This is a genomic window from Robinsoniella peoriensis (assembly GCF_000797495.1).
Lineage (GTDB): Bacteria > Bacillota > Clostridia > Lachnospirales > Lachnospiraceae > Robinsoniella > Robinsoniella peoriensis.
The window spans coordinates 120,212-138,952 of sequence record NZ_JTGN01000011.1 but is presented as its reverse complement, the minus strand read 5'-3'; the positions used below and the strand labels follow the sequence as shown (position 1 = coordinate 138,952).

17 protein-coding genes are annotated in these 18,741 nt (G+C 42.6%); 16 read left to right on the top strand and 1 reads right to left on the bottom strand.

Annotation, left to right across the window (positions count from 1 at the left end):
• The first annotated feature begins 564 nt into the window (after positions 1–564).
• The 13 genes from aspS to QR40_RS20970 all read left to right on the top strand — a co-directional run bounded on the left by aspS (position 565) and on the right by QR40_RS20970 (position 15,292).
• Positions 565–1,896 (top strand): aspartate--tRNA(Asn) ligase, encoded by a 1,332-nt coding sequence (gene aspS, locus QR40_RS21030; protein ID WP_027296849.1) that lies wholly within the window; start codon positions 565–567, stop codon positions 1,894–1,896.
• A gap of 64 nt (positions 1,897–1,960) precedes the next feature.
• On the top strand, positions 1,961–2,254 hold the full coding sequence (gatC, locus tag QR40_RS21025; RefSeq protein ID WP_044296647.1) for an Asp-tRNA(Asn)/Glu-tRNA(Gln) amidotransferase subunit GatC: 294 nt from the start codon (positions 1,961–1,963) through the stop codon (positions 2,252–2,254).
• Positions 2,255–2,300: 46 nt separating this feature from the next.
• Positions 2,301–3,785 carry an Asp-tRNA(Asn)/Glu-tRNA(Gln) amidotransferase subunit GatA gene (gatA, locus tag QR40_RS21020; protein ID WP_044296646.1) on the top strand — a complete coding sequence of 495 codons (1,485 nt, stop codon included), beginning with the start codon at positions 2,301–2,303 and terminating at the stop codon, positions 3,783–3,785.
• Entirely contained in the window at positions 3,778–5,223 is a 1,446-nt protein-coding gene (gene gatB, locus QR40_RS21015; protein WP_044296645.1) for an Asp-tRNA(Asn)/Glu-tRNA(Gln) amidotransferase subunit GatB, read from the top strand. Before gatA ends, gatB begins: the two co-directional genes overlap by 8 nt.
• An 84-nt stretch (positions 5,224–5,307) precedes the next feature.
• Positions 5,308–6,669, top strand: a complete 1,362-nt coding sequence (locus QR40_RS21010) for an MATE family efflux transporter (RefSeq protein WP_044296644.1) — start codon at positions 5,308–5,310, stop codon at positions 6,667–6,669.
• Between the two features lie 289 nt (positions 6,670–6,958).
• Positions 6,959–9,400: a glycoside hydrolase family 31 protein gene (locus QR40_RS21005; RefSeq protein WP_044296643.1), complete on the top strand. Its 2,442-nt coding sequence runs from the start codon at positions 6,959–6,961 to the stop codon at positions 9,398–9,400.
• 165 nt (positions 9,401–9,565) lie between these two features.
• Positions 9,566–11,698: an anaerobic ribonucleoside-triphosphate reductase gene (gene nrdD, locus QR40_RS21000; RefSeq protein ID WP_330373840.1), complete on the top strand. Its 2,133-nt coding sequence runs from the start codon at positions 9,566–9,568 to the stop codon at positions 11,696–11,698.
• Between the two features lie 18 nt (positions 11,699–11,716).
• Positions 11,717–12,124 (top strand): C-GCAxxG-C-C family protein, encoded by a 408-nt coding sequence (locus QR40_RS20995; protein WP_027296856.1) that lies wholly within the window; start codon positions 11,717–11,719, stop codon positions 12,122–12,124.
• 10 nt (positions 12,125–12,134) lie between these two features.
• A complete protein-coding gene (locus QR40_RS20990) occupies positions 12,135–12,863 on the top strand; it encodes a tRNA threonylcarbamoyladenosine dehydratase (RefSeq protein ID WP_027296857.1) in 729 nt (242 codons plus the stop codon).
• A 15-nt stretch (positions 12,864–12,878) separates the two neighbouring features.
• The gene (locus QR40_RS20985; protein ID WP_044296642.1) at positions 12,879–13,751 is read left to right on the top strand and encodes an amidohydrolase family protein; all 873 of its coding nucleotides are present in this window, start codon (positions 12,879–12,881) and stop codon (positions 13,749–13,751) included.
• A 206-nt stretch (positions 13,752–13,957) separates the two neighbouring features.
• Complete coding sequence (locus QR40_RS20980; protein WP_027296859.1) at positions 13,958–14,248, top strand: DUF2325 domain-containing protein; 291 nt, start codon at positions 13,958–13,960, stop codon at positions 14,246–14,248.
• The gene (locus QR40_RS20975) at positions 14,233–14,820 is read left to right on the top strand and encodes a DUF3793 family protein (RefSeq protein ID WP_044296641.1); all 588 of its coding nucleotides are present in this window, start codon (positions 14,233–14,235) and stop codon (positions 14,818–14,820) included. The genes QR40_RS20980 and QR40_RS20975 overlap by 16 nt, the downstream gene beginning before the upstream one ends.
• A gap of 40 nt (positions 14,821–14,860) precedes the next feature.
• Positions 14,861–15,292, top strand: a complete 432-nt coding sequence (locus QR40_RS20970) for a flavodoxin (RefSeq protein ID WP_027296861.1) — start codon at positions 14,861–14,863, stop codon at positions 15,290–15,292.
• Here QR40_RS20970 and QR40_RS20965 read toward each other — a convergent pair whose 3' ends face one another.
• A complete protein-coding gene (locus tag QR40_RS20965; protein WP_027296862.1) occupies positions 15,293–16,150 on the bottom strand; it encodes an AraC family transcriptional regulator in 858 nt (285 codons plus the stop codon). It abuts the gene before it with no gap.
• A gap of 172 nt (positions 16,151–16,322) precedes the next feature.
• On the opposite strand from QR40_RS20965, the gene kduI reads away from it, so the two are divergent.
• The 3 genes from kduI (at position 16,323) to QR40_RS20950 (ending at position 18,725) form a co-directional block, all read left to right on the top strand.
• Complete coding sequence (gene kduI, locus QR40_RS20960; protein ID WP_027296863.1) at positions 16,323–17,183, top strand: 5-dehydro-4-deoxy-D-glucuronate isomerase; 861 nt, start codon at positions 16,323–16,325, stop codon at positions 17,181–17,183.
• Positions 17,184–17,259: 76 nt separating this feature from the next.
• Entirely contained in the window at positions 17,260–18,063 is an 804-nt protein-coding gene (locus QR40_RS20955) for a gluconate 5-dehydrogenase (protein ID WP_044296640.1), read from the top strand.
• Between the two features lie 23 nt (positions 18,064–18,086).
• Positions 18,087–18,725 carry an RpiB/LacA/LacB family sugar-phosphate isomerase gene (locus QR40_RS20950; RefSeq protein WP_027296865.1) on the top strand — a complete coding sequence of 213 codons (639 nt, stop codon included), beginning with the start codon at positions 18,087–18,089 and terminating at the stop codon, positions 18,723–18,725.
• Positions 18,726–18,741 lie beyond the last annotated feature (16 nt).

The window sequence follows — 18,741 nt, the reverse complement described above, 5'->3', positions numbered from 1 at the left end:
ATCCCAAATAATCTGTGATAGAATCTGTCATTAATAAAGCAAATGCATTGAAAGAGACTCTTGTTACTGAAACTTGACAGGAATACGGCGTCACCGACTGAGAGCGCTGTTTAAGGGAAAGAACAAATAGGGAACACTCTGGAGCAGACTGGTTGAAGGATAAGTAGTATTTTACAGCTTATCACAGTAGGTCAGTACGTAGCACGCGTTAAGTGTATGAGAGAGACAGGTATTGCAATTGCTGTATCTGTAACGCGGGTGGTACCGCGGGAATTATGATAATCCCGTCCCGGAATACGAAAGTATTCCGGGACTTTTTGCGTGGCTGCAAAGGATAACAGTTCCGGGAAAGCTTTCGAACTACAACTGACGTCGAATAACAATTAAAAAAACTGTCGTAAAGGTGCGAATGGGAATTACAGGCTGAGTCTGTGTTTCTTGACCCCTTGCGGCAGTTTTTCAGTCAAATACCCCGCTACAAGCAAGAAGGCATCAAATTTGCAGCACCGCGGGAATAAATGTTTATTCGACAGTATAACGTTTATGGAAAGAAAGGGGAACATGATGGAATTCTTAAGTGGAGTCATGAAAAAAGAAGTGCTGGAGATCAGCAAATTGTCATCGGAGGATTATATTGGCAAAGAGGTGAAGGTAAATGGTGCCATTCATTCCATTCGCGATATGGGAGAGGTTGCATTTGTGGTATTGCGAAAAAGAGAAGGCTTGCTGCAATGTGTTTTTGAAGAAGGAGTGTCGGCAGGGAGGCTTAAGGATTTGAGGGAAGCAGAAACAATTGAAGTTGCCGGAGTGGTCCGGTCAGAAGAACGGGCTCCGTGGGGATTTGAGATCAGAATCATCAGCTTCCGGATTTTAAGCGAACCTGCAGAAGCACTTCCGCTGGCAATTTCAAAATGGAAAATGAATGCTTCTCTGGAAGCAAAACTGAATATGCGTCCGATTTCTCTTCGAAATGTACGGGAACGGGCTAAATTTAAAATTCAGGAGGGGATTGTCAGAGGATTCCGGGATTTTCTCTATGAAGAAGGATTTACCGAAATCAGAACGCCGAAGATCGGGGCAAAAGGTGCAGAGGGCGGTTCCAATATTTTTAAACTGGATTATTTCCACCGGCCGGCAGTTCTGGCACAAAGCCCACAGCTGTATAAACAGATGATGGTGGGGGTGTTTGACCGGGTCTTCGAGACAGCGCCTGTGTTCCGTGCCGAAAAGCATAACACGAAACGCCATCTGAATGAGTATACCAGTCTGGATTTTGAAATGGGCTATATTGACAGCTTCCAGGATATTATGGGAATGGAAACAGGATTTTTACAGTATACCATGAGGCTTTTGGAAAAGGATTATGACAGGGAACTGAAAATTCTGGGGGTAGTGCTTCCAAATGTGGATAAGATTCCGGCAGTTCGATTTGATGAGGCAAAAAGGCTGGTTTCTGAAAAATATGATCGAAAGATCAAGAATCCCTTTGACCTGGAGCCGGAAGAGGAGATTTTGATCGGGAGATATTTCAAAGAAGAGTTTGATGCAGACTTTGTATTTGTAACCCATTATCCTTCTAAAAAGCGTCCTTTTTATGCGATGGACGATCCGGCGGATGCGAAGTTTACTTTAAGCTTTGACTTATTGTTCAAAGGAATGGAAATTACAACAGGGGGTCAGCGTATCCATGAATACCAGATGCTGATGGAGAAAATTGCAGCAAAAGGGATGTCTGCGGAAGGTTTAGAACAATATCTGGATACCTTCAAACACGGTATGCCGCCACATGGGGGACTTGGGATCGGGCTTGAAAGACTTACGATGAAGCTTTTGGATGAGGAAAATGTGAGGGAAACAACTTTATTTCCAAGGGATTTATCAAGACTTGAGCCTTAAGACACACTTTAGTACAGCATTACGCAATAATAATATAATTGAATAGAAAGCAGGAAGAAGGATTATGGCAAATGAGATCAATGATGAAACAATCGAATACGTTGGAATTCTGGCAAAGCTTGAGCTGTCTGACGAAGAAAAAGAGCAGGCTAAAAAAGATATGAACAGTATGCTGGATTATATAGATAAATTAAATGAACTGGATACGGACAATGTAGAACCGATGTCCCATTTATTTTCCACCCATAACGTTTTCCGTGAGGATCAGGTAGATAACGGGGACGAGAGAGAAATGATTCTGGCAAATGCTCCGGAACAGAAAGACAGTATGTTTAAAGTACCGAAAACGGTAGATTAGACAGGCTGCATATTGTGATGGTTCATAAAGAGAGGAGATTCAGATGATGAGTTTAAAAAGTCTGACGGCACTGGAACTGGCTAAGAAGATAAAGCAAAAGGAAATATCCGTAAAAGAAGCCGTTTGTGCATCCCTGGCGCAAATCGGTGAAGTAGAAGATAAGGTGCATGCATTTGTTACCGTGGATAAAGAAGGGGCGTTAAAAAGAGCAGAAGAGGTACAAAGAGAGATCAGTGAGGGAAGGCTGACATCACCTCTGGCGGGAGTACCGGCAGCCGTAAAGGATAATATATGTACCCAGGGAATCCCCACGACCTGCAGTTCTAAGATTCTGCATAATTTTGTGCCGGGATACTCCGCACAGGTCATTTCGAACATGGCAGAAGCTGGAGTGATTATTTTAGGAAAAACAAATATGGATGAATTCGCCATGGGTAGTACCACAGAGACTTCAGCATTTGGCGTTACCAGAAATCCCTGGAATACCGGGCATGTTCCGGGGGGATCTTCAGGCGGATCCTGTGCAGCCGTATCTGCCGAAGAATGCTTTTTCGCACTAGGTTCTGATACTGGAGGATCTATCCGCCAGCCCAGTTCGTATTGTGGGGTTACGGGTTTGAAGCCCACTTATGGAACGGTCTCCAGATATGGTTTGATTGCCTATGGATCATCCCTGGATCAAATCGGTCCGGTGGCAAAGGATGTTTCTGACTGTGCAGCAATTCTGGAAACCATTTCTTCCTATGACAGAAAGGACAGTACTTCCATTTTGAGAGAAAGTTATGACTTTACGACAGCATTAAAAGATGATGTAAAAGGAATGCGGATTGGAATTCCAAGAGATTATTTTGGAGAAGGACTGGACGTCCAGGTAAAGGAAGCTGTTCTTGGAGCAGCAAAAGTGCTTCAGGAAAAAGGTGCAGTGGTGGAGGAATTTGACTTAAGTATGGCAGAGTATGCGATTCCGGCCTATTATGTTATTGCTTCGGCAGAGGCAAGCTCAAACCTCTCCAGATTTGATGGTGTAAAATACGGTTATCGTGCCGAGGAATATCAGGGTCTGCATAATATGTATAAGAAAAGCCGTTCCCAGGGCTTTGGGGCAGAAGTAAAACGGCGTATCATGCTGGGATCCTTTGTATTAAGTTCCGGATATTATGATGCTTATTATCTGAAGGCACTTCGTACAAAGGCTTTAATCAAACAGGCATTTAATCAGGCATTTCAGAAATTTGACGTTATCCTGGGACCTACTGCTCCTTCTGCCGCACCTAAGCTTGGGGAAAGCCTCTCTGATCCTCTGAAGATGTATCTGGGTGATATTTATACAATTTCAGTAAACCTGGCGGGACTTCCGGGCATTTCAGTACCCTGCGGCAAAGATAAAAAAGGATTGCCCATTGGAGTTCAGTTTATCGGCGATTGTTTTGAGGAGAAGAAAATCATTCGGGCTGCCTACAGTTTTGAGCAGAGCAGAACGTATGAAGCGCCTCTTATAGCTGGAAAAGGGGAGGAAAGTGTTCATGAATAAACAATATGAAACAGTAATCGGACTGGAAGTTCATGTAGAATTAGCTACGAAAACGAAAATTTTCTGTTCCTGCCAGACCACATTTGGCGGTGCACCCAATACCCATACCTGCCCGGTCTGCGCTGGGATGCCTGGAAGTCTGCCGGTTCTTAACAAACAGGTTGTGGAGTACGCACTGGCGGTAGGGCTTGCTGCAAACTGTAAGATACACCAGCATTGTAAATTTGACCGCAAAAATTATTTTTATCCGGACAATCCGCAAAACTATCAGATCTCTCAGTTGTATCTGCCAATCTGTTATGATGGTGGAATTGAAATAGAGACAGAAAACGGAAAGAAAACCATTGGGATTCATGAAATCCATATGGAAGAGGATGCCGGAAAACTGATTCACGACGAATGGGAAGACTGTTCACTGGTGGATTATAACAGAAGCGGGGTGCCATTGATAGAAATTGTTTCGGAACCGGATATGCGAAGTGCAGAAGAAGTAATTGCTTATCTGGAAAAGCTGCGCCTGATTATCCAATACCTTGGAGCGTCGGATTGCAAGCTGCAGGAGGGTTCCATGAGAGCGGATGTCAATCTGTCTGTAAGAGAGGCAGGGACAGCAAAACTTGGTACGCGTACAGAGATGAAAAACCTGAATTCATTTAAAGCGATTGCACGGGCGGTTGAGGGTGAACGTGCCCGGCAGATTGAATTGTTAGAGGAAGGGAAAAAAGTCATTCAGGAAACCAGAAGATGGGATGACAATAAAGAATATTCCTATCCAATGCGGTCAAAAGAAGATGCCCAGGATTACCGCTACTTTCCGGATCCCGATCTTATGCCTATTGTGATCAGTGATGAGTGGATACAAAAAATAAAAGAAGCCCAGCCGGAACTTCGTACGGAAAAACTGCTTCGTTATAAAAAAGAATTTGATATTCCGAATTATGATGCGGGCATTTTAACTTCATCCAAAAAACTGGCAGATCTCTTTGAAGCGGCTACCGCAATCTGCAATAAGCCAAAGAAGGTATCCAACTGGCTCATGGTGGAGACGCTGAGACTTCTGAAAGAAAAGAACAGGGAGCCGGAAGATCTCACCTTCTCGCCGGAAAATCTGGCAAAGCTGGTAGAGCTTGCAGATGACGGAACGATTAACAGCAGTGTTGCCAAAGAGGTGTTTGAGCATGTATTCGAAGAAGATGCTGATCCGGTGCAATATGTAGAAGCACATGGATTAAAGACAGTGAATGATGAGGGAGCATTGAGAAGTGCCATTACCGATATCGTAGCCGCAAATCCGCAGTCAGTTACTGATTATAAAAATGGAAAAGAAAAAGCAATTGGATTTCTGGTAGGGCAGACGATGAAAGCAATGAAAGGAAAGGCAGATCCCGGGACGGTGAACAAAATTTTAAAGGAAATATTAAGTGAAAATCCACTTTAAAAAAAACTTGTAATTTGTCAGAACACTGATATAATAGCTTATACACGCGTAATTTAATGACTGAACAAATGCGAGGGAGGGGCTATGTATCAAATTAACAGTAAAGAAGAAAAAAAACAGTTTTACAAATTAGTTGCCACACTGGTTTTGCCTATGGCATTACAGAATTTGATTAATGTCGGTGTAACCTCTGCCGACGTTATCATGCTTGGAAAGGTCGGAGAGACTGCACTTTCAGCATCTTCTCTGGCAGGCCAGGTATATTTTATTATGACTCTGATATTTTTTGGACTGACTTCAGGGGCTGCAGTTCTGACAGCTCAGTACTGGGGAAAAAAGGATATCCGGTCTATCGAAAAGATTCTGGGTATTTCCATGCGCATTGCACTTTGTGTAGCGGCAGGGTTTATGATTGTGGTATTGGTGTTTCCGTATCAGATTATGCACATTTTTACTTCAGAGCCGGATGTAATCCAGGGGGGTGTGGAATATTTAAGAATTACCGTATTTTCTTATTTATTTGCAGCCACAACACTGGTTTATCTGAATATTATGCGAAGTATCGAGCGGGTTATTATTTCTACGATTGTCTACATGGTTTCGCTGCTGGTCAATGTGGCTCTTAATGCCGTTTTCATTTTTGGATTGCTGGGATTTCCTGCAATGGGAATAAAGGGTGCGGCACTTGCCACTTTAATTGCAAGGATAACAGAGTTTGTGATTGTAATGTTCTATTCCAGGAAGATGAACCATACCGTACGTTTCCGAATTAAGGATTTCTTTGTGAAAGATAAGCTTTTAATGAAAGATTTCCTGGTTTATGCAGTGCCTGTAATCCTCAATGAAATGTTCTGGGGACTGGGCGTCTCTATGCTGACAGCGGTAATCGGACATCTGGGAAGCCCGGCAGTTGCGGCTAATTCGGTTGCACAGGTGGTAAAACAGCTGGCAATGGTAGTAACTTTTGGACTTTCCAATGCTACGGCTATTATGATAGGTAAGGTGATTGGAGAGGGCAGGGAAGATCTTGCCAAACTTTATGGCAAACGATTTGTAAAGCTGTCATTGGCTTTGGGGCTGGTTGGCGCCGGCGTCATTTTAACCATATCCCCGATTGTAAGAGCCAATCTGACTTTGAGCGAACAGGCACAGGGATATTTAAGGGCGATGATGTTTGTAATGTCTTACTTTGTAATAGCGCAGGCATATAATACAACCATGGTTGTAGGGGTTTTCCGTGCAGGCGGCGATACCAAATTCGGGCTGATTCTGGATTTGGCTACTCTTTGGGGATTTGCCATCTTCTTAGGCGCGATTGCAGCATTTGTATTTAAGGCACCGGTTATTGTAGTATATATCATACTGTTAAGTGACGAGATCGTAAAGCTTCCGGCGACGACCTGGAGGTATCGAACCTACAAGTGGGTAAAAAATGTCACGCGGTAGAGGCTGATTTATATTCGCCATTAAAGAGCCGGGCGTGGTGCTGCAAGATACAGTTCCTCCGCTCGCGGCGGGGTATCAGGCTTAAAAATAGAATTATATAATGAAAGAAGCACTTACATGCAAATGCATCAGTATTATGCGTGTAGGTGCTTCTTTTTATAGTGGTCAAATCCGTCCAAATTTAAGCGCAGAAAGTCCATGACTGATATTGTTTATCTACTATACAAAATAGACTTTCTTCTATATACTATAATTATAAAGAAAAATACAAAGTGTTGCAGGAGGGTCTATGAAAGTATCGGAAATTATAAAAAATACAGATGGAATTATAATTAAAACAGATCAGGGGAACTATGGATTTTATGGAATCAGAGAAGATATTATCCGCGTAGTGTATACAAAGAAGGAAAATGTGGAAAATCAGTCACTGCTGGTAGAACCTGTGGTATATCAGAAGTCGGTAAAACCGGAATTTTTAGAAAGTGAAACGGACATCGTAGTATATACCACAAAATTAAGGGCAAGATGGCAGAAAGAAACCGGCATCTGTATTTGGGAAGATACACAGACAGGCAGAGTTTATGTGGCGGAGACATTAAAGCAGCTAACTCAGACGGATGTAATCCGATATACGACCCAGGGAGAGAAACCGGTTGTAAAAAGAGTAAAAACAGTAGATGGCGAGCGGAGTTTTATAGAGAATCTGAAACAGGTCAAAGACCGGGTGGCATATCGTGCAAAACTGGGATTCCATTGGGAAGAGGAAGAGGCTATTTACGGTTTGGGACAGGGAGAAGAGGGGATTTACAATCACAGAGGGCAGAATCAGTACCTCTACCAGCATAATATGAGAATCCCTATGCCAATGTTCGTATCCAGTAACGGATACGGTGTTCTGTCAGATTGTTGTTCTATTATGACATTTCAGGATGATATTAACGGTTCTTATCTCTTTATGGATACGGTGGATCAGCTGGATTATTACTTTATCGCCGGAAAAACAATGGATGGCATGATAGATGGATACCGTTATCTGACGGGAAAGGCTGCAATGCTGCCAAAATGGGCATTTGGGTATGTGCAGTCTAAGGAAGCATACCATACAGACCAGGAAATTCTGGAAGTCGCAGAAGAATACCGCAGAAGGGGAATCCCGCTGGACTGCATTGTACAGGATTGGAATACCTGGGTTCCCGGGCTCTGGGGGGAAAAGAAACTGGACCCGTCCCGTTACTCTAATATGAAGGAAGTTAACCGGAAACTGCATGAGATGAATATTCATACGATGGTTTCCGTTTGGCCGAACATGGCTGAAGGAGGAGTAAACCATCAGGAGTTCGCAGATGCCGGGTACATTCTGGGAGATTATTCCACTTATGATGCATTTGATGAAAATGCCAGAAAGCTCTATTGGAAACAGGCAAGTGAAGAATTGTTTTCCAGTGGTTTTGATTCCTGGTGGTGTGATTCTACCGAGCCTTTCAGCGGACCGGACTGGAGCGGGGAAGTAAAGCGTGAGCCATGGGAGCGCTATGATCTGGTAGGAAAGGAACATAAGAAATATCTGGATGCCACCAAAACAAATGCATTTGCCCTGATGCATGCAAAAGGGATTTTTGAAAACCAGAGAGAAGAAAAACCGGACAAACGAGTATTGAACCTGACCCGTTCAGGCTATGCATCCCAGCAGAAATATGGTGTTGTTCTCTGGTCCGGAGATATTTCGGCAACCTGGGAGGTATTGCGTCAGCAGATTGCCGAGGGACTTAATATGGCAATGAGCGGAATGCCCTATTGGACACTGGATATCGGTGGATTCTTTGTTGTAGGAACGGCATGGTGGAACCGGGGATGCAATAACAGCGATAATCCTAATCCATTGTGGTTCTGGAAGGGAGGATATAATGAAGGGGTAGCTGATAAGGGCTATTGTGAGCTCTATACCAGATGGTTCCAGTTTGGCACCTTCCTTCCCATGCATCGCTCTCACGGGACGGATACTCCAAGAGAAATCTGGAATTTCGGGGAGAAAGGCAGTGAGTTTTATGATGCAATTGAAAAATTTATTCGCCTGCGTTACCGTCTGATGCCGTATATCTATTCACTTGCCGGAAATGTCTATCTGGATAACAGCACAATTATGAGAAGTCTGATGTTTGATTTTGCTGATGATGATAAGGTAAGAAACAGGGCAGATGAATATATGTTTGGCCCGAATCTGTTAATCTGCCCTGTTATAAAACCGGTGTTCTACGGAGTTGGCAGTGTTTTGCTTCAGGAAGAAAAGAAACAGAAGGTATATCTTCCAAAAGGCTGCAGCTGGTACGACCTGTGGACAGAGAGCAAGACAGAAGGCGGACAGGAGATTGAGACAGATATTACCATGGACAGGATTCCGGTATATGTTAAAGCAGGCAGTATTCTTCCCCTTGCGCAGGAAGAACTGCAATATGCCCAGCAGGAATTGCAAAAGCCGGTGGCAATCAAAATTTATCCTGGTGCAGATGGAAGTTTCCGGCTTTATGAAGATGCGGGAGACGATTATGGTTATGAAACAGGAGAATATTCCAGAATCCAATTTACTTACTGTGACGCAGAGAAAACATTGTGCATATCAGAACGGGAAGGTTCTTATCCGGGTATGCAGGAGCAGCGTGAATTCGAAATTATTTGCTGCGGGGAACATAAGAAGGTCCTTTATACTGGCAAAGAGGTAAATGTGTCTCTTTAAAGGGGAAGGGATAGATTTTAATTGGGGTTTAAGTTTATCCTGAGAAACTATATTTTTCCCCTTTACTATCATGGTAATTTAGTATATACTGTTTAAGATCAACATCTTGTGATGCGAATGATGAAAACAATATTAGAATACCATATATAGTAAAGGGGAATCATTATGTTTGTAATTAAAAAAGATGGTACACAGGAAGAATTTAATGTAAATAAGATTATAGCAGCTGTCAATAAGTCTGCAGAACGTATCTTGTATAATTTTGATGATGAAGAGATTCAGTTTATCTGTAAATTTGCAAAAGAACGTGCCAATAAAATGAACAGGGATGGAATTACTATCCAGGAAATGCACAATATAGTTGAAGGAGCACTGGAACAGGTGAACCCAAGTGTTGCCAAAAGCTACCGGGATTACCGTAATTACAAACTGGACTTCATACATATGATGGATGATGTCTATACCAAGAGCCAGTCAATCCGTTATATCGGTGATAAGAGCAATGCCAATACGGACAGCGCATTGGTGGCTACCAAGAGAAGTCTGATCTTTAATGAATTGAACAAAAATTTATACCGCAAATTTTTTATGACAAGAAGTGAATTGCAGGCATGCAAAGACGGATACATCTATATCCACGATCAGTCAGCAAGGTTAGACACCATGAACTGCTGTCTGTTTGATGTGGCAACGGTGTTAAAAGACGGGTTTGAAATGGGAAACGTTTGGTATAATGAGCCAAAGACCCTGGATACTGCATTCGATGTTATGGGCGATATTATTCTGAGTACCGCTGCGCAGCAGTATGGCGGATTTACCGTTCCGGAAGTAGATAAAGTGCTGGGCCCTTATGCAAATAAAAGCTATGAGAAATATAAAAAAGAGTTTTTAAGTTACGCAGATCCGTCTTGGCAGGGATATGAGGAAAAAGCAGAAGTTTATGCTGCAGACAAGGTAAAGCGTGATTTTGACCAGGGATGGCAGGGAATAGAATATAAGCTGAACACAGTGGGATCTTCACGTGGAGACTATCCGTTTGTTACCGTTACCATGGGACTTGGCGAGGGGCGTTTTGAACAAATGTGCAATATATCGCTGCTTAATGTACACAAAGAAGGACAGGGAAAACCTGGAAACAAAAAACCGGTATTATTCCCGAAAATTGTTTTCCTCTATGATGAAAATCTTCACGGTCCAGGGAAAGTCTGTGAAGAAGTATTCGAATCCGGAATTGAATGTTCTGCTAAAACAATGTATCCCGACTGGCTTTCCATGACCGGAAAAGGTTATATATCCAGTATGTACAAACAGTATGGCAGAGTTATCAGCCCTATGGGGTGCAGGGCATTTTTAAGCCCCTGGTATGAAAAAGGCGGGATGTATCCTGCTTCGGAACAGGACAAACCTGTATTTACGGGACGTTTTAATGTAGGTGCAGTCAGCCTCCATTTGCCTATGATTCTTGCAAAATCAAGAGCAGAAAGCAGGGATTTCTATGAGGTTCTGAATTATTATCTGGAAATGATCCGAAGCCTTCATATCCGGACCTATGAGTATCTGGGAGAAATGAAAGCTTCTACGAACCCGCTGGGTTATTGTGAAGGCGGATTTTATGGGGGAAGCTTAAAGCCAACAGATAAGATCAAGAAGATTTTAAAACCGATGACCGCATCCTTTGGCATTACGGCATTAAACGAACTTCAGCAGCTTTACAATGGAAAATCCATCGCCGAAGACGGTGCATTTGCATTGGAAGTCTTAGAGTATATTAATAAAAAAGTTACGGAATTTAAAGAAGCAGACGGTTATCTGTATGCAATCTACGGTACTCCTGCTGAGAGCCTCTGCGGACTTCAGGTAGAGCAGTTCCGCAAACAGTTTGGGATTGTGGAAAATGTATCTGACCGCCCTTATGTAAGCAACAGTTTCCATTGTCACGTAACAGAGGACCTGACACCGATTGAAAAGCAGGATCTGGAAGGACGGTTCTGGGAGCTATGCAATGGCGGTAAAATACAGTATGTCCGTTATCCGATTGATTACAACAGGGATGCTATTAAAAGCCTGATCAGAAGAGCAATGGATCTGGGATATTACGAGGGTGTCAATTTATCTCTGGCATATTGTGATGACTGCGGCCATCAGGAGTTAGAAATGGATATCTGTCCTATCTGCGGAAGTACTAATCTGACGAAAATAGACAGAATGAATGGCTATCTGTCCTACAGCCGTGTACATGGTGATACCAGGCTGAATGAAGCTAAGATGGCGGAAATTGCAGAAAGAAAGAGTATGTAAAAAGCAGGAGGAACAAGGATGTCAAACAGAGTAGAAAAAGCTTTAGAAAACCATAAAAAAGGGATGAATTGCTGTCAGGCAGTTGTTTGTGCATTTGCAGATGCAGTAGATACAGACGAAAAATTACTGTTTATGGCAGGAGAAGGATTCGGAGCCGGTATGGGTGGTATGGAATGTACCTGCGGAGCCGTATCCGCAGCGGTTATGCTGGCTGGAATGAAAAACAGCGGGGGTGACATGTCCAATCCCACTACCAAGGGAAAAACCTATGGCTTTTCCAAAGCAATCGTAAAAGAATTTGAAGCTAAAAATGGTTCTGTAGTCTGTAAGGATCTAAAAGGCCTGGAAACGAAAAAGGTTCTGCGTTCCTGTGACGGCTGTATCGAAGATGCAGCCAGAATTGCAGAAAAAGTGTTAGGACTATAGGAGAGAGCAGATGTCGGAACAATTAGTCAGAACAGAACTGCTTCTTGGAAAAGAAGGGGCAGACCGTCTTTTAAACAGCCGGGTAGCAGTATTTGGAGTGGGCGGAGTGGGTGGATTTGCTATTGAAGCACTTGCCAGAAGCGGCGTGGGTACCCTGGACATTATCGACAATGACCAGGTGTGTGAATCCAATCTAAACCGTCAGATTATCGCACTGCACAGTACTATCGGTATGAATAAAGTAGATGTGATGAAAGAGCGGATTGCGGATATTAATCCTGAAATCCGGGTGAATGTACATCGCTGCTTTTACCTGCCGGAAAATGCTGACAGCTTTGATTTTACCTTATATGACTATATCATAGATGCAATTGATACCGTAACCGGAAAAATACAGCTGGTAATGCAGGCGCAGGCGGCAGGCACGCCAATCATAAGCTGCATGGGTGCAGGCAACAAACTGGACCCGGCACGTTTTGAAGTAGCGGATATATATAAAACAAGTGTATGCCCCCTTGCAAAGGTGATGCGCAAGGAATTAAAGGCAAGAGGCGTTAAGTCTTTAAAAGTGGTGTATTCCAGAGAAGAAGCCAGTAAACCTGCGCAAACCATTGCAGAAGGCAACCGCAGGGCGATTCCTGGGAGTATTGCCTTCGTACCTTCAGTGGCAGGGTTGATCCTGGCAGGGGAAGTCGTAAAAGATCTGGTTAACCCCTCTAAGACAATTTCATCCAAGTGATAGAAGGATATAGATATGTTTGGTGAATGTCATGCCCATATGCTGATGAATGGGTATAATTATAAAGAAGCAGTAAATTGTCACAGCAAGTGCGTATGTAAGGAGCTTGTTCGCAGTTATTTTCAGGAATATGTAAGACGGGATGTAACGTTTATCCGGGACGGCGGAGATGCTCTGGGTGTGTCCCGCTACGCAAAAGAAATCTCCGGTGAATACGGGGTGGATTACCGGACTCCTGTTTTTGCGATTCATAAAAATGGATATTATGGCGGCATTGTGGGCAGGGGATTTGATACCATGACAGAATATCGGGGTCTGGTGCAGGAGGTAAAGGCATCAGGCGGGGATTTTATTAAAATAATGGTTTCCGGAATCGTGGATTTCAAGGAGTTCGGTGTGATTACCGGCTCCTGCCTGAAACGGCATGAAATACGGGAAATGATACATATTGCTCATGAAGAAGGCTTTGCAGTCATGGTACATGTAAATGGCAGACAGGCATTTCTGGATTCCGTAGAGTGCGGGGCGGACAGTGTGGAGCATGGGAATTTTATTGATGGGGAATGTATCGATGCCCTTTTGGAAAATAAATCCGTGTGGGTGCCTACCTTAGTAACCATTAGAAATCTACTGGGATGCAAAAGGTATGAAGATGTCACTGTAAAGAAAATCTATGATCTGTCAGCGGAAAATGTGAAGTCTGCATTTTTAAAGGGAGCTTTTCTGGCGCTTGGCAGTGACGCAGGTGCTTATATGGTATCTCATGGAGCCGGAATCTATGATGAGTATCAGGCGTTTAGAGAAATTCTGTCTGATTATGAGACACAGGAAGTAGATCGCCGGCTGTACACAGGAGAAAGTCAAATCAGAAATAGATTTCATTTTTAAAAAAGCAGTTTTCCGGATAATGGATCCGGAAAGCTGCTTTTTAAAAAGTAACCATACATAAAAAGTGAAAATTGAGAAATCCTATCAGTAAAGCTCTAATGCGGATTTTTCTCAATAAGGGGTATTGTATATTTATGTAAAATAGATTATGATACCTGTAGTTAGCAACGACTAACCCCAAAAATACAAATATGAGGAGGTTCACAATGAGTGTTGTAATAATTGGTGGAAATGAAAGAATGGTCTGTCAGTATAAAGAAATTTGTAAAGCCCATAATTTTAAAGCAAAGGTATTTGCAAAGATGGCAGCTGATTTAAAAAGCAAGATTGGAAAGCCGGATCTGATTATCCTCTTCACATCGACTGTTTCGCATAAGATGGTACATTGTGCCATACAGGAAGCAAACAGAAACAATATCGCTGTGGAGCGTTCTCATTCCAGCAGTGCCAGTGCATTGAAGGAAATATTAGGAGGGTTTACATGCCAGCAGAATTAATTCTTGACTATTTATCCAGCAGCAGTGCATGGGAGCAGCTTTGTTTTCAGGTGGTATTTCAATGTGCACCGGTTTTAAAGGGTGTTAAAGCATCTAATCTGATTACGCTTCCAAAAGGAATGTGGCTGCATCTTTTTAACATATTAAAGGATACTGACATTTCCTGTAAGATTTTATATACAGGAAGTAAAAACGAGGTAATCTTTCTATACCGCGAAGACAGGCTAAACTCAATTTTAGAAGATAAAAAAGCCTGGGATTTTGTACAAAGCTACGGATATGCAGATATGGGTATGCCGGAAATTTTAAAAAGACTGCGCAGCAGATATGAATTATTTATGCGCAGGACCGGGGATTTTCCGCATGAGCTTGGTATCTTCCTGCAATATCCCATTGAAGATGTAAAGGCATTTATTCAAAATGGCGGAAAGAACAGCTTATTGTCCGGTTATTGGAAAGTTTACCATAATCCAATGCAGGCAGCACAGGTATTTCGGACTTACGATGAGGTGCGGGATCATGCTGCAAGCGAATTTATGAAGCATAAAAGTATACGACAGGTGGTATGCTAGAGCGTGTTTGGAAAATGCAGACAGAAAGAAGGAGAATATAATGAAGACAATTAAAGTGGTATATTGGAGCGGAACAGGCAATACACAGGCAATGGCGCAGGCGATTGCAGAAGGTGTTGAAAAGGGAGAAGCAAAAGCGGATCTTCTGGATGTGGATACAATTAAGGCAGATGATCTGAAGGATGACAGCATATTTGCAATGGGCTGCCCGGCAATGGGGGATGAAGTGCTGGAAGAAGGAAGCATGGAGCCTTTTATGGAAGAACTGGAGAGCAATTTGTCCGGTAAACAGGTTGCTCTCTTTGGTTCTTACGGATGGGGCGACGGCCAGTGGATGCGTGACTGGGAAGAACGTGTTACCGAAAAAGGCGGAAAGCTGGTTGAGGGCAAAGGGCTGATGTGCTGTGAAGAGCCGGATGACCAGGTATTAGAAGACTGCCGCAAGTTAGGTGAAAAGCTTGCAAAATTGTAATCAGGTTGAAAACTGGGCATATTTTTTTGGTGATATGCCCACTGCTTTTGTAAATGATTTTAAAAAATTACTGTAATCGTTAAAACCACATTGCTCACAAGCCTCACTGACGGTACAGCCGTCAGTCAGCAGAGCCTTGGCAATGGTGATCCGCTTCGCCGTAATATATTTATTTATGGTAGTTCCCGTTGCCGATTTAAAAATGCGGCAGATATAAGAAGGACTTAAAAAAAACTGCTCTGACAATTCATCAATTGTGAGAGGGTTTTTTATATTCTGGTTAATGTAGGTTAAAATCTGGTCTACCTGCTGATGATAGGTAGGCGTCTCGTCGGATAATTCTTTTCTCTGGTTCTTGTAAAATACCTTGTTCAAAAATACCATCAGTTCAATAAAAGCACAGCGTTCGGTCAGATCAGAGCCAAAACCATCTGTCTGGCAGATTTTATGGATAAAATATAAAAATCGTTTTTGTTCTTCTTCGTTCAGGCTCAGTTTATGATCCGTACCCGGATTGCGGCAGGAAAAACAATGATTTAAATCGGTCTGGTCAGAAGAGAGCCTTTTTAGAAAATCCGGATAAATGGAAAGGACAACCCGTTCGTGGACCTCAGAATCAATCTGGGTCAGATGATGGCTTTCGTATTGGTTAATGAAAAAAATATCTCCCGGCTGAATGGAGTAGAAACGGTTATCGATTAAAAACTGTTTGCCTCCGGAAACTGAGAAATAGATCTCATAACAGTTATGAATATGCATCTTCATCGGTTTTTCTTCGTTATATAGATGGGCTATGGAGAAATACTGCCTCTCCAGACAGGATTCAATGGCTGCTTTGCAGGAACTGTATTCTTTCATTTCAAAACCTCCCTTAAAATAGATTACCTCTTTTTCCTTACTATACAGGAAAAGTTCAAAATTTGCAATATTTAGATCAAAAAACAACAGGAAAGAGTAATAATGATATGTTATGATTGTTTCATAAGAGAAATTTATAATTCCGGTAAGGTAAAAAGAAAGGATAGTTGACATGGAACTTAGAACAGCAGCATCCCCAAGAGATGTAAAACATTATACAACAGACCGTTTAAGAGAGGAATTTTTAATTCAGGATTTATTTGTTCCCGGAAAAATGAAAATGGTATACAGCCATATTGACCGTATTATTACAGGAGCGGCAGTTCCGGTGGAACCGGTTATGCTCACAGCGGGAGAGGAATTAAGAGCCGATTATTTTTTACAGCGAAGAGAAATGGGTGTGATTAACATTGGAGCGCCGGGAAAGATAACGGTAGACGGCAAAGTATTTCATATCATGGAAAAAGAAGGAATGTATATCGGTATGGGTGCAAAGGATATCACTTTTGAGAGTGACGATGCAGACGTACCGGCTAAGTTTTATTTTAACAGTGCACCGGCACACACTGCATATCCCACAGTACATATTAAGCCTGAGGGAGAAGCCAGTGAAGGTGTTGTAATTGTAAAAAATGAAAATAAAGTGGAGCTGGGGTCTCTTGAAGAGGCAAACCACCGCACGATCTGTAAGTATATTCTGCCAGGGCAGGTAGAAAGCTGCCAGTTGGTAATGGGAATGACAAAACTGGAACCGGGCAGTGTGTGGAATACCATGCCCTGCCATACCCATGACAGACGTATGGAAGTGTATCTGTATTTTGATATGCCGGAAGATGCATTTGTAATGCATTACATGGGAGAGCCAACGGAGACAAGACATATCGTAATGCGCAGTGAAGAAGCAGTTATTTCTCCAAGCTGGTCCATTCATTCCGGATGTGGTTCCAGAGCCTATACCTTTATCTGGGGAATGGTTGGAGAAAATCAGGACTTTGATGATATGGACGGCGTGGCCAACAGAGATATCCGGTAACGTGGAGACCTGTTTCGTGCAGTATATTTAGCAGAGAACGTGGGAAGCGTTTCCCATTAGAATAGAGGAGAATCAAATGAATATTTTAAATACATTTTCATTAGAAGGTAAAGTGGCGCTGGTAACAGGAGCGGCATACGGAATCGGATTTGCAATGGCAGAGGCTTTTGCTCAGGCAGGGGCAAAAATTGCATTTAACTGCAGAGGACAGGAGCATATGGATAAAGCTCTTGCTGATTATAAAGAAAAAGGAATTGACGCACATGGCTATATCTGCGATGTTACAGATGAAAAGCAGGTACAGCAGATGGTAGCAGACATAGAAGAAGAACTGGGAACCGTTGATATTCTGGTGAATAACGCTGGCATCATTAAGCGGGTTCCAATGTGTGATATGAGTGTGGATGAATTCAGACAGGTTATCGATATTGACTTGAATGCACCATTTATTATGTCAAAAGCTGTGATCCCTGCTATGATCAAAAAAGGTCATGGAAAAATTATCAATATTTGTTCTATGATGAGTGAACTGGGGCGGGAAACTGTCTCTGCTTATGCAGCAGCAAAAGGCGGACTGAAGATGCTTACTAAAAATATTGCCTCTGAATACGGTGAATATAATATTCAGTGTAACGGCATAGGACCAGGTTATATTGCAACACCTCAGACCGCACCGCTTCGCGAACCTTCCGAAGACGGCAGCAGACATCCTTTTGACCAGTTTATTATTTCCAAGACACCTCAGGCACGTTGGGGAACCCCGGAAGACTTAATGGGACCGGCAGTATTTTTAGCATCGGATGCATCAAATTTTGTAAATGGGCATGTACTGTATGTTGACGGCGGAATTTTAGCATACATAGGAAAACAGCCGAAATAAGAATAGATAAGGAGTAAACTCAGATGAAAATAGCATTAATCAATGAAAACAGCCAGGCAGCAAAAAATGCCATGATTTGCGATACCTTAAAAAAAGTTACAGAGCCTATGGGACATGAAGTTTATAATTATGGGATGTACAGTGACAAGGATCCACATCAGCTGACATACGTGCAGAATGGTATTCTTGCAGCAGTTTTGTTAAATTCAGGAGCAGCAGATTATGTAATTACAGGCTGTGGAACGGGAGAAGGCGCAATGCTGGCATGCAATGCATTTCCAGGCGTACTTTGCGGACATATCGTGGATGTTTCCGATGCATATATGTTTGCACAGATCAATGACGGTAATGCCATTGCGCTGCCATTTGCAAAAGGTTTTGGCTGGGGGGCGGAATTAAATCTCCAGTATATTTTTGAAAAATTATTCGAAGGGGAAAGCGGACAGGGCTACCCAAGAGAGCGTGCGGTACCGGAACAGCGGAATAAAAAAATTCTGGACGAAGTTAAAAAGGTCACTCATACCGGTATGACAGACATTCTTAAGAATCTGGATCAGGAGTTAGTAAAAGGCGCTTTAAGCGGAGATAAATTCCAGGAATATTTCTTTGCAAACTGCAAGTGTGATAAAATCGCAGATTGTGTAAAGACAATTCTGGCATAACAAAAGGAGCAGCAAT

What these genes read in the sequence shown, in the direction of transcription:
- aspS (WP_027296849.1), top strand. Translation starts at nt 565, where the DNA reads ATGGAATTCTTAAGTGGAGTCATGAAAAAAGAAGTGCTGGAGATCAGC.
- gatC (WP_044296647.1), top strand. Translation starts at nt 1,961, where the DNA reads ATGGCAAATGAGATCAATGATGAAACAATCGAATACGTTGGAATTCTG.
- gatA (WP_044296646.1), top strand. Translation starts at nt 2,301, where the DNA reads ATGAGTTTAAAAAGTCTGACGGCACTGGAACTGGCTAAGAAGATAAAG.
- gatB (WP_044296645.1), top strand. Translation starts at nt 3,778, where the DNA reads ATGAATAAACAATATGAAACAGTAATCGGACTGGAAGTTCATGTAGAA.
- QR40_RS21010 (WP_044296644.1), top strand. Translation starts at nt 5,308, where the DNA reads ATGTATCAAATTAACAGTAAAGAAGAAAAAAAACAGTTTTACAAATTA.
- QR40_RS21005 (WP_044296643.1), top strand. Translation starts at nt 6,959, where the DNA reads ATGAAAGTATCGGAAATTATAAAAAATACAGATGGAATTATAATTAAA.
- nrdD (WP_330373840.1), top strand. Translation starts at nt 9,566, where the DNA reads ATGTTTGTAATTAAAAAAGATGGTACACAGGAAGAATTTAATGTAAAT.
- QR40_RS20995 (WP_027296856.1), top strand. Translation starts at nt 11,717, where the DNA reads ATGTCAAACAGAGTAGAAAAAGCTTTAGAAAACCATAAAAAAGGGATG.
- QR40_RS20990 (WP_027296857.1), top strand. Translation starts at nt 12,135, where the DNA reads ATGTCGGAACAATTAGTCAGAACAGAACTGCTTCTTGGAAAAGAAGGG.
- QR40_RS20985 (WP_044296642.1), top strand. Translation starts at nt 12,879, where the DNA reads ATGTTTGGTGAATGTCATGCCCATATGCTGATGAATGGGTATAATTAT.
- QR40_RS20980 (WP_027296859.1), top strand. Translation starts at nt 13,958, where the DNA reads ATGAGTGTTGTAATAATTGGTGGAAATGAAAGAATGGTCTGTCAGTAT.
- QR40_RS20975 (WP_044296641.1), top strand. Translation starts at nt 14,233, where the DNA reads ATGCCAGCAGAATTAATTCTTGACTATTTATCCAGCAGCAGTGCATGG.
- QR40_RS20970 (WP_027296861.1), top strand. Translation starts at nt 14,861, where the DNA reads ATGAAGACAATTAAAGTGGTATATTGGAGCGGAACAGGCAATACACAG.
- QR40_RS20965 (WP_027296862.1), bottom strand. Translation starts at nt 16,150, where the DNA reads ATGAAAGAATACAGTTCCTGCAAAGCAGCCATTGAATCCTGTCTGGAG.
- kduI (WP_027296863.1), top strand. Translation starts at nt 16,323, where the DNA reads ATGGAACTTAGAACAGCAGCATCCCCAAGAGATGTAAAACATTATACA.
- QR40_RS20955 (WP_044296640.1), top strand. Translation starts at nt 17,260, where the DNA reads ATGAATATTTTAAATACATTTTCATTAGAAGGTAAAGTGGCGCTGGTA.
- QR40_RS20950 (WP_027296865.1), top strand. Translation starts at nt 18,087, where the DNA reads ATGAAAATAGCATTAATCAATGAAAACAGCCAGGCAGCAAAAAATGCC.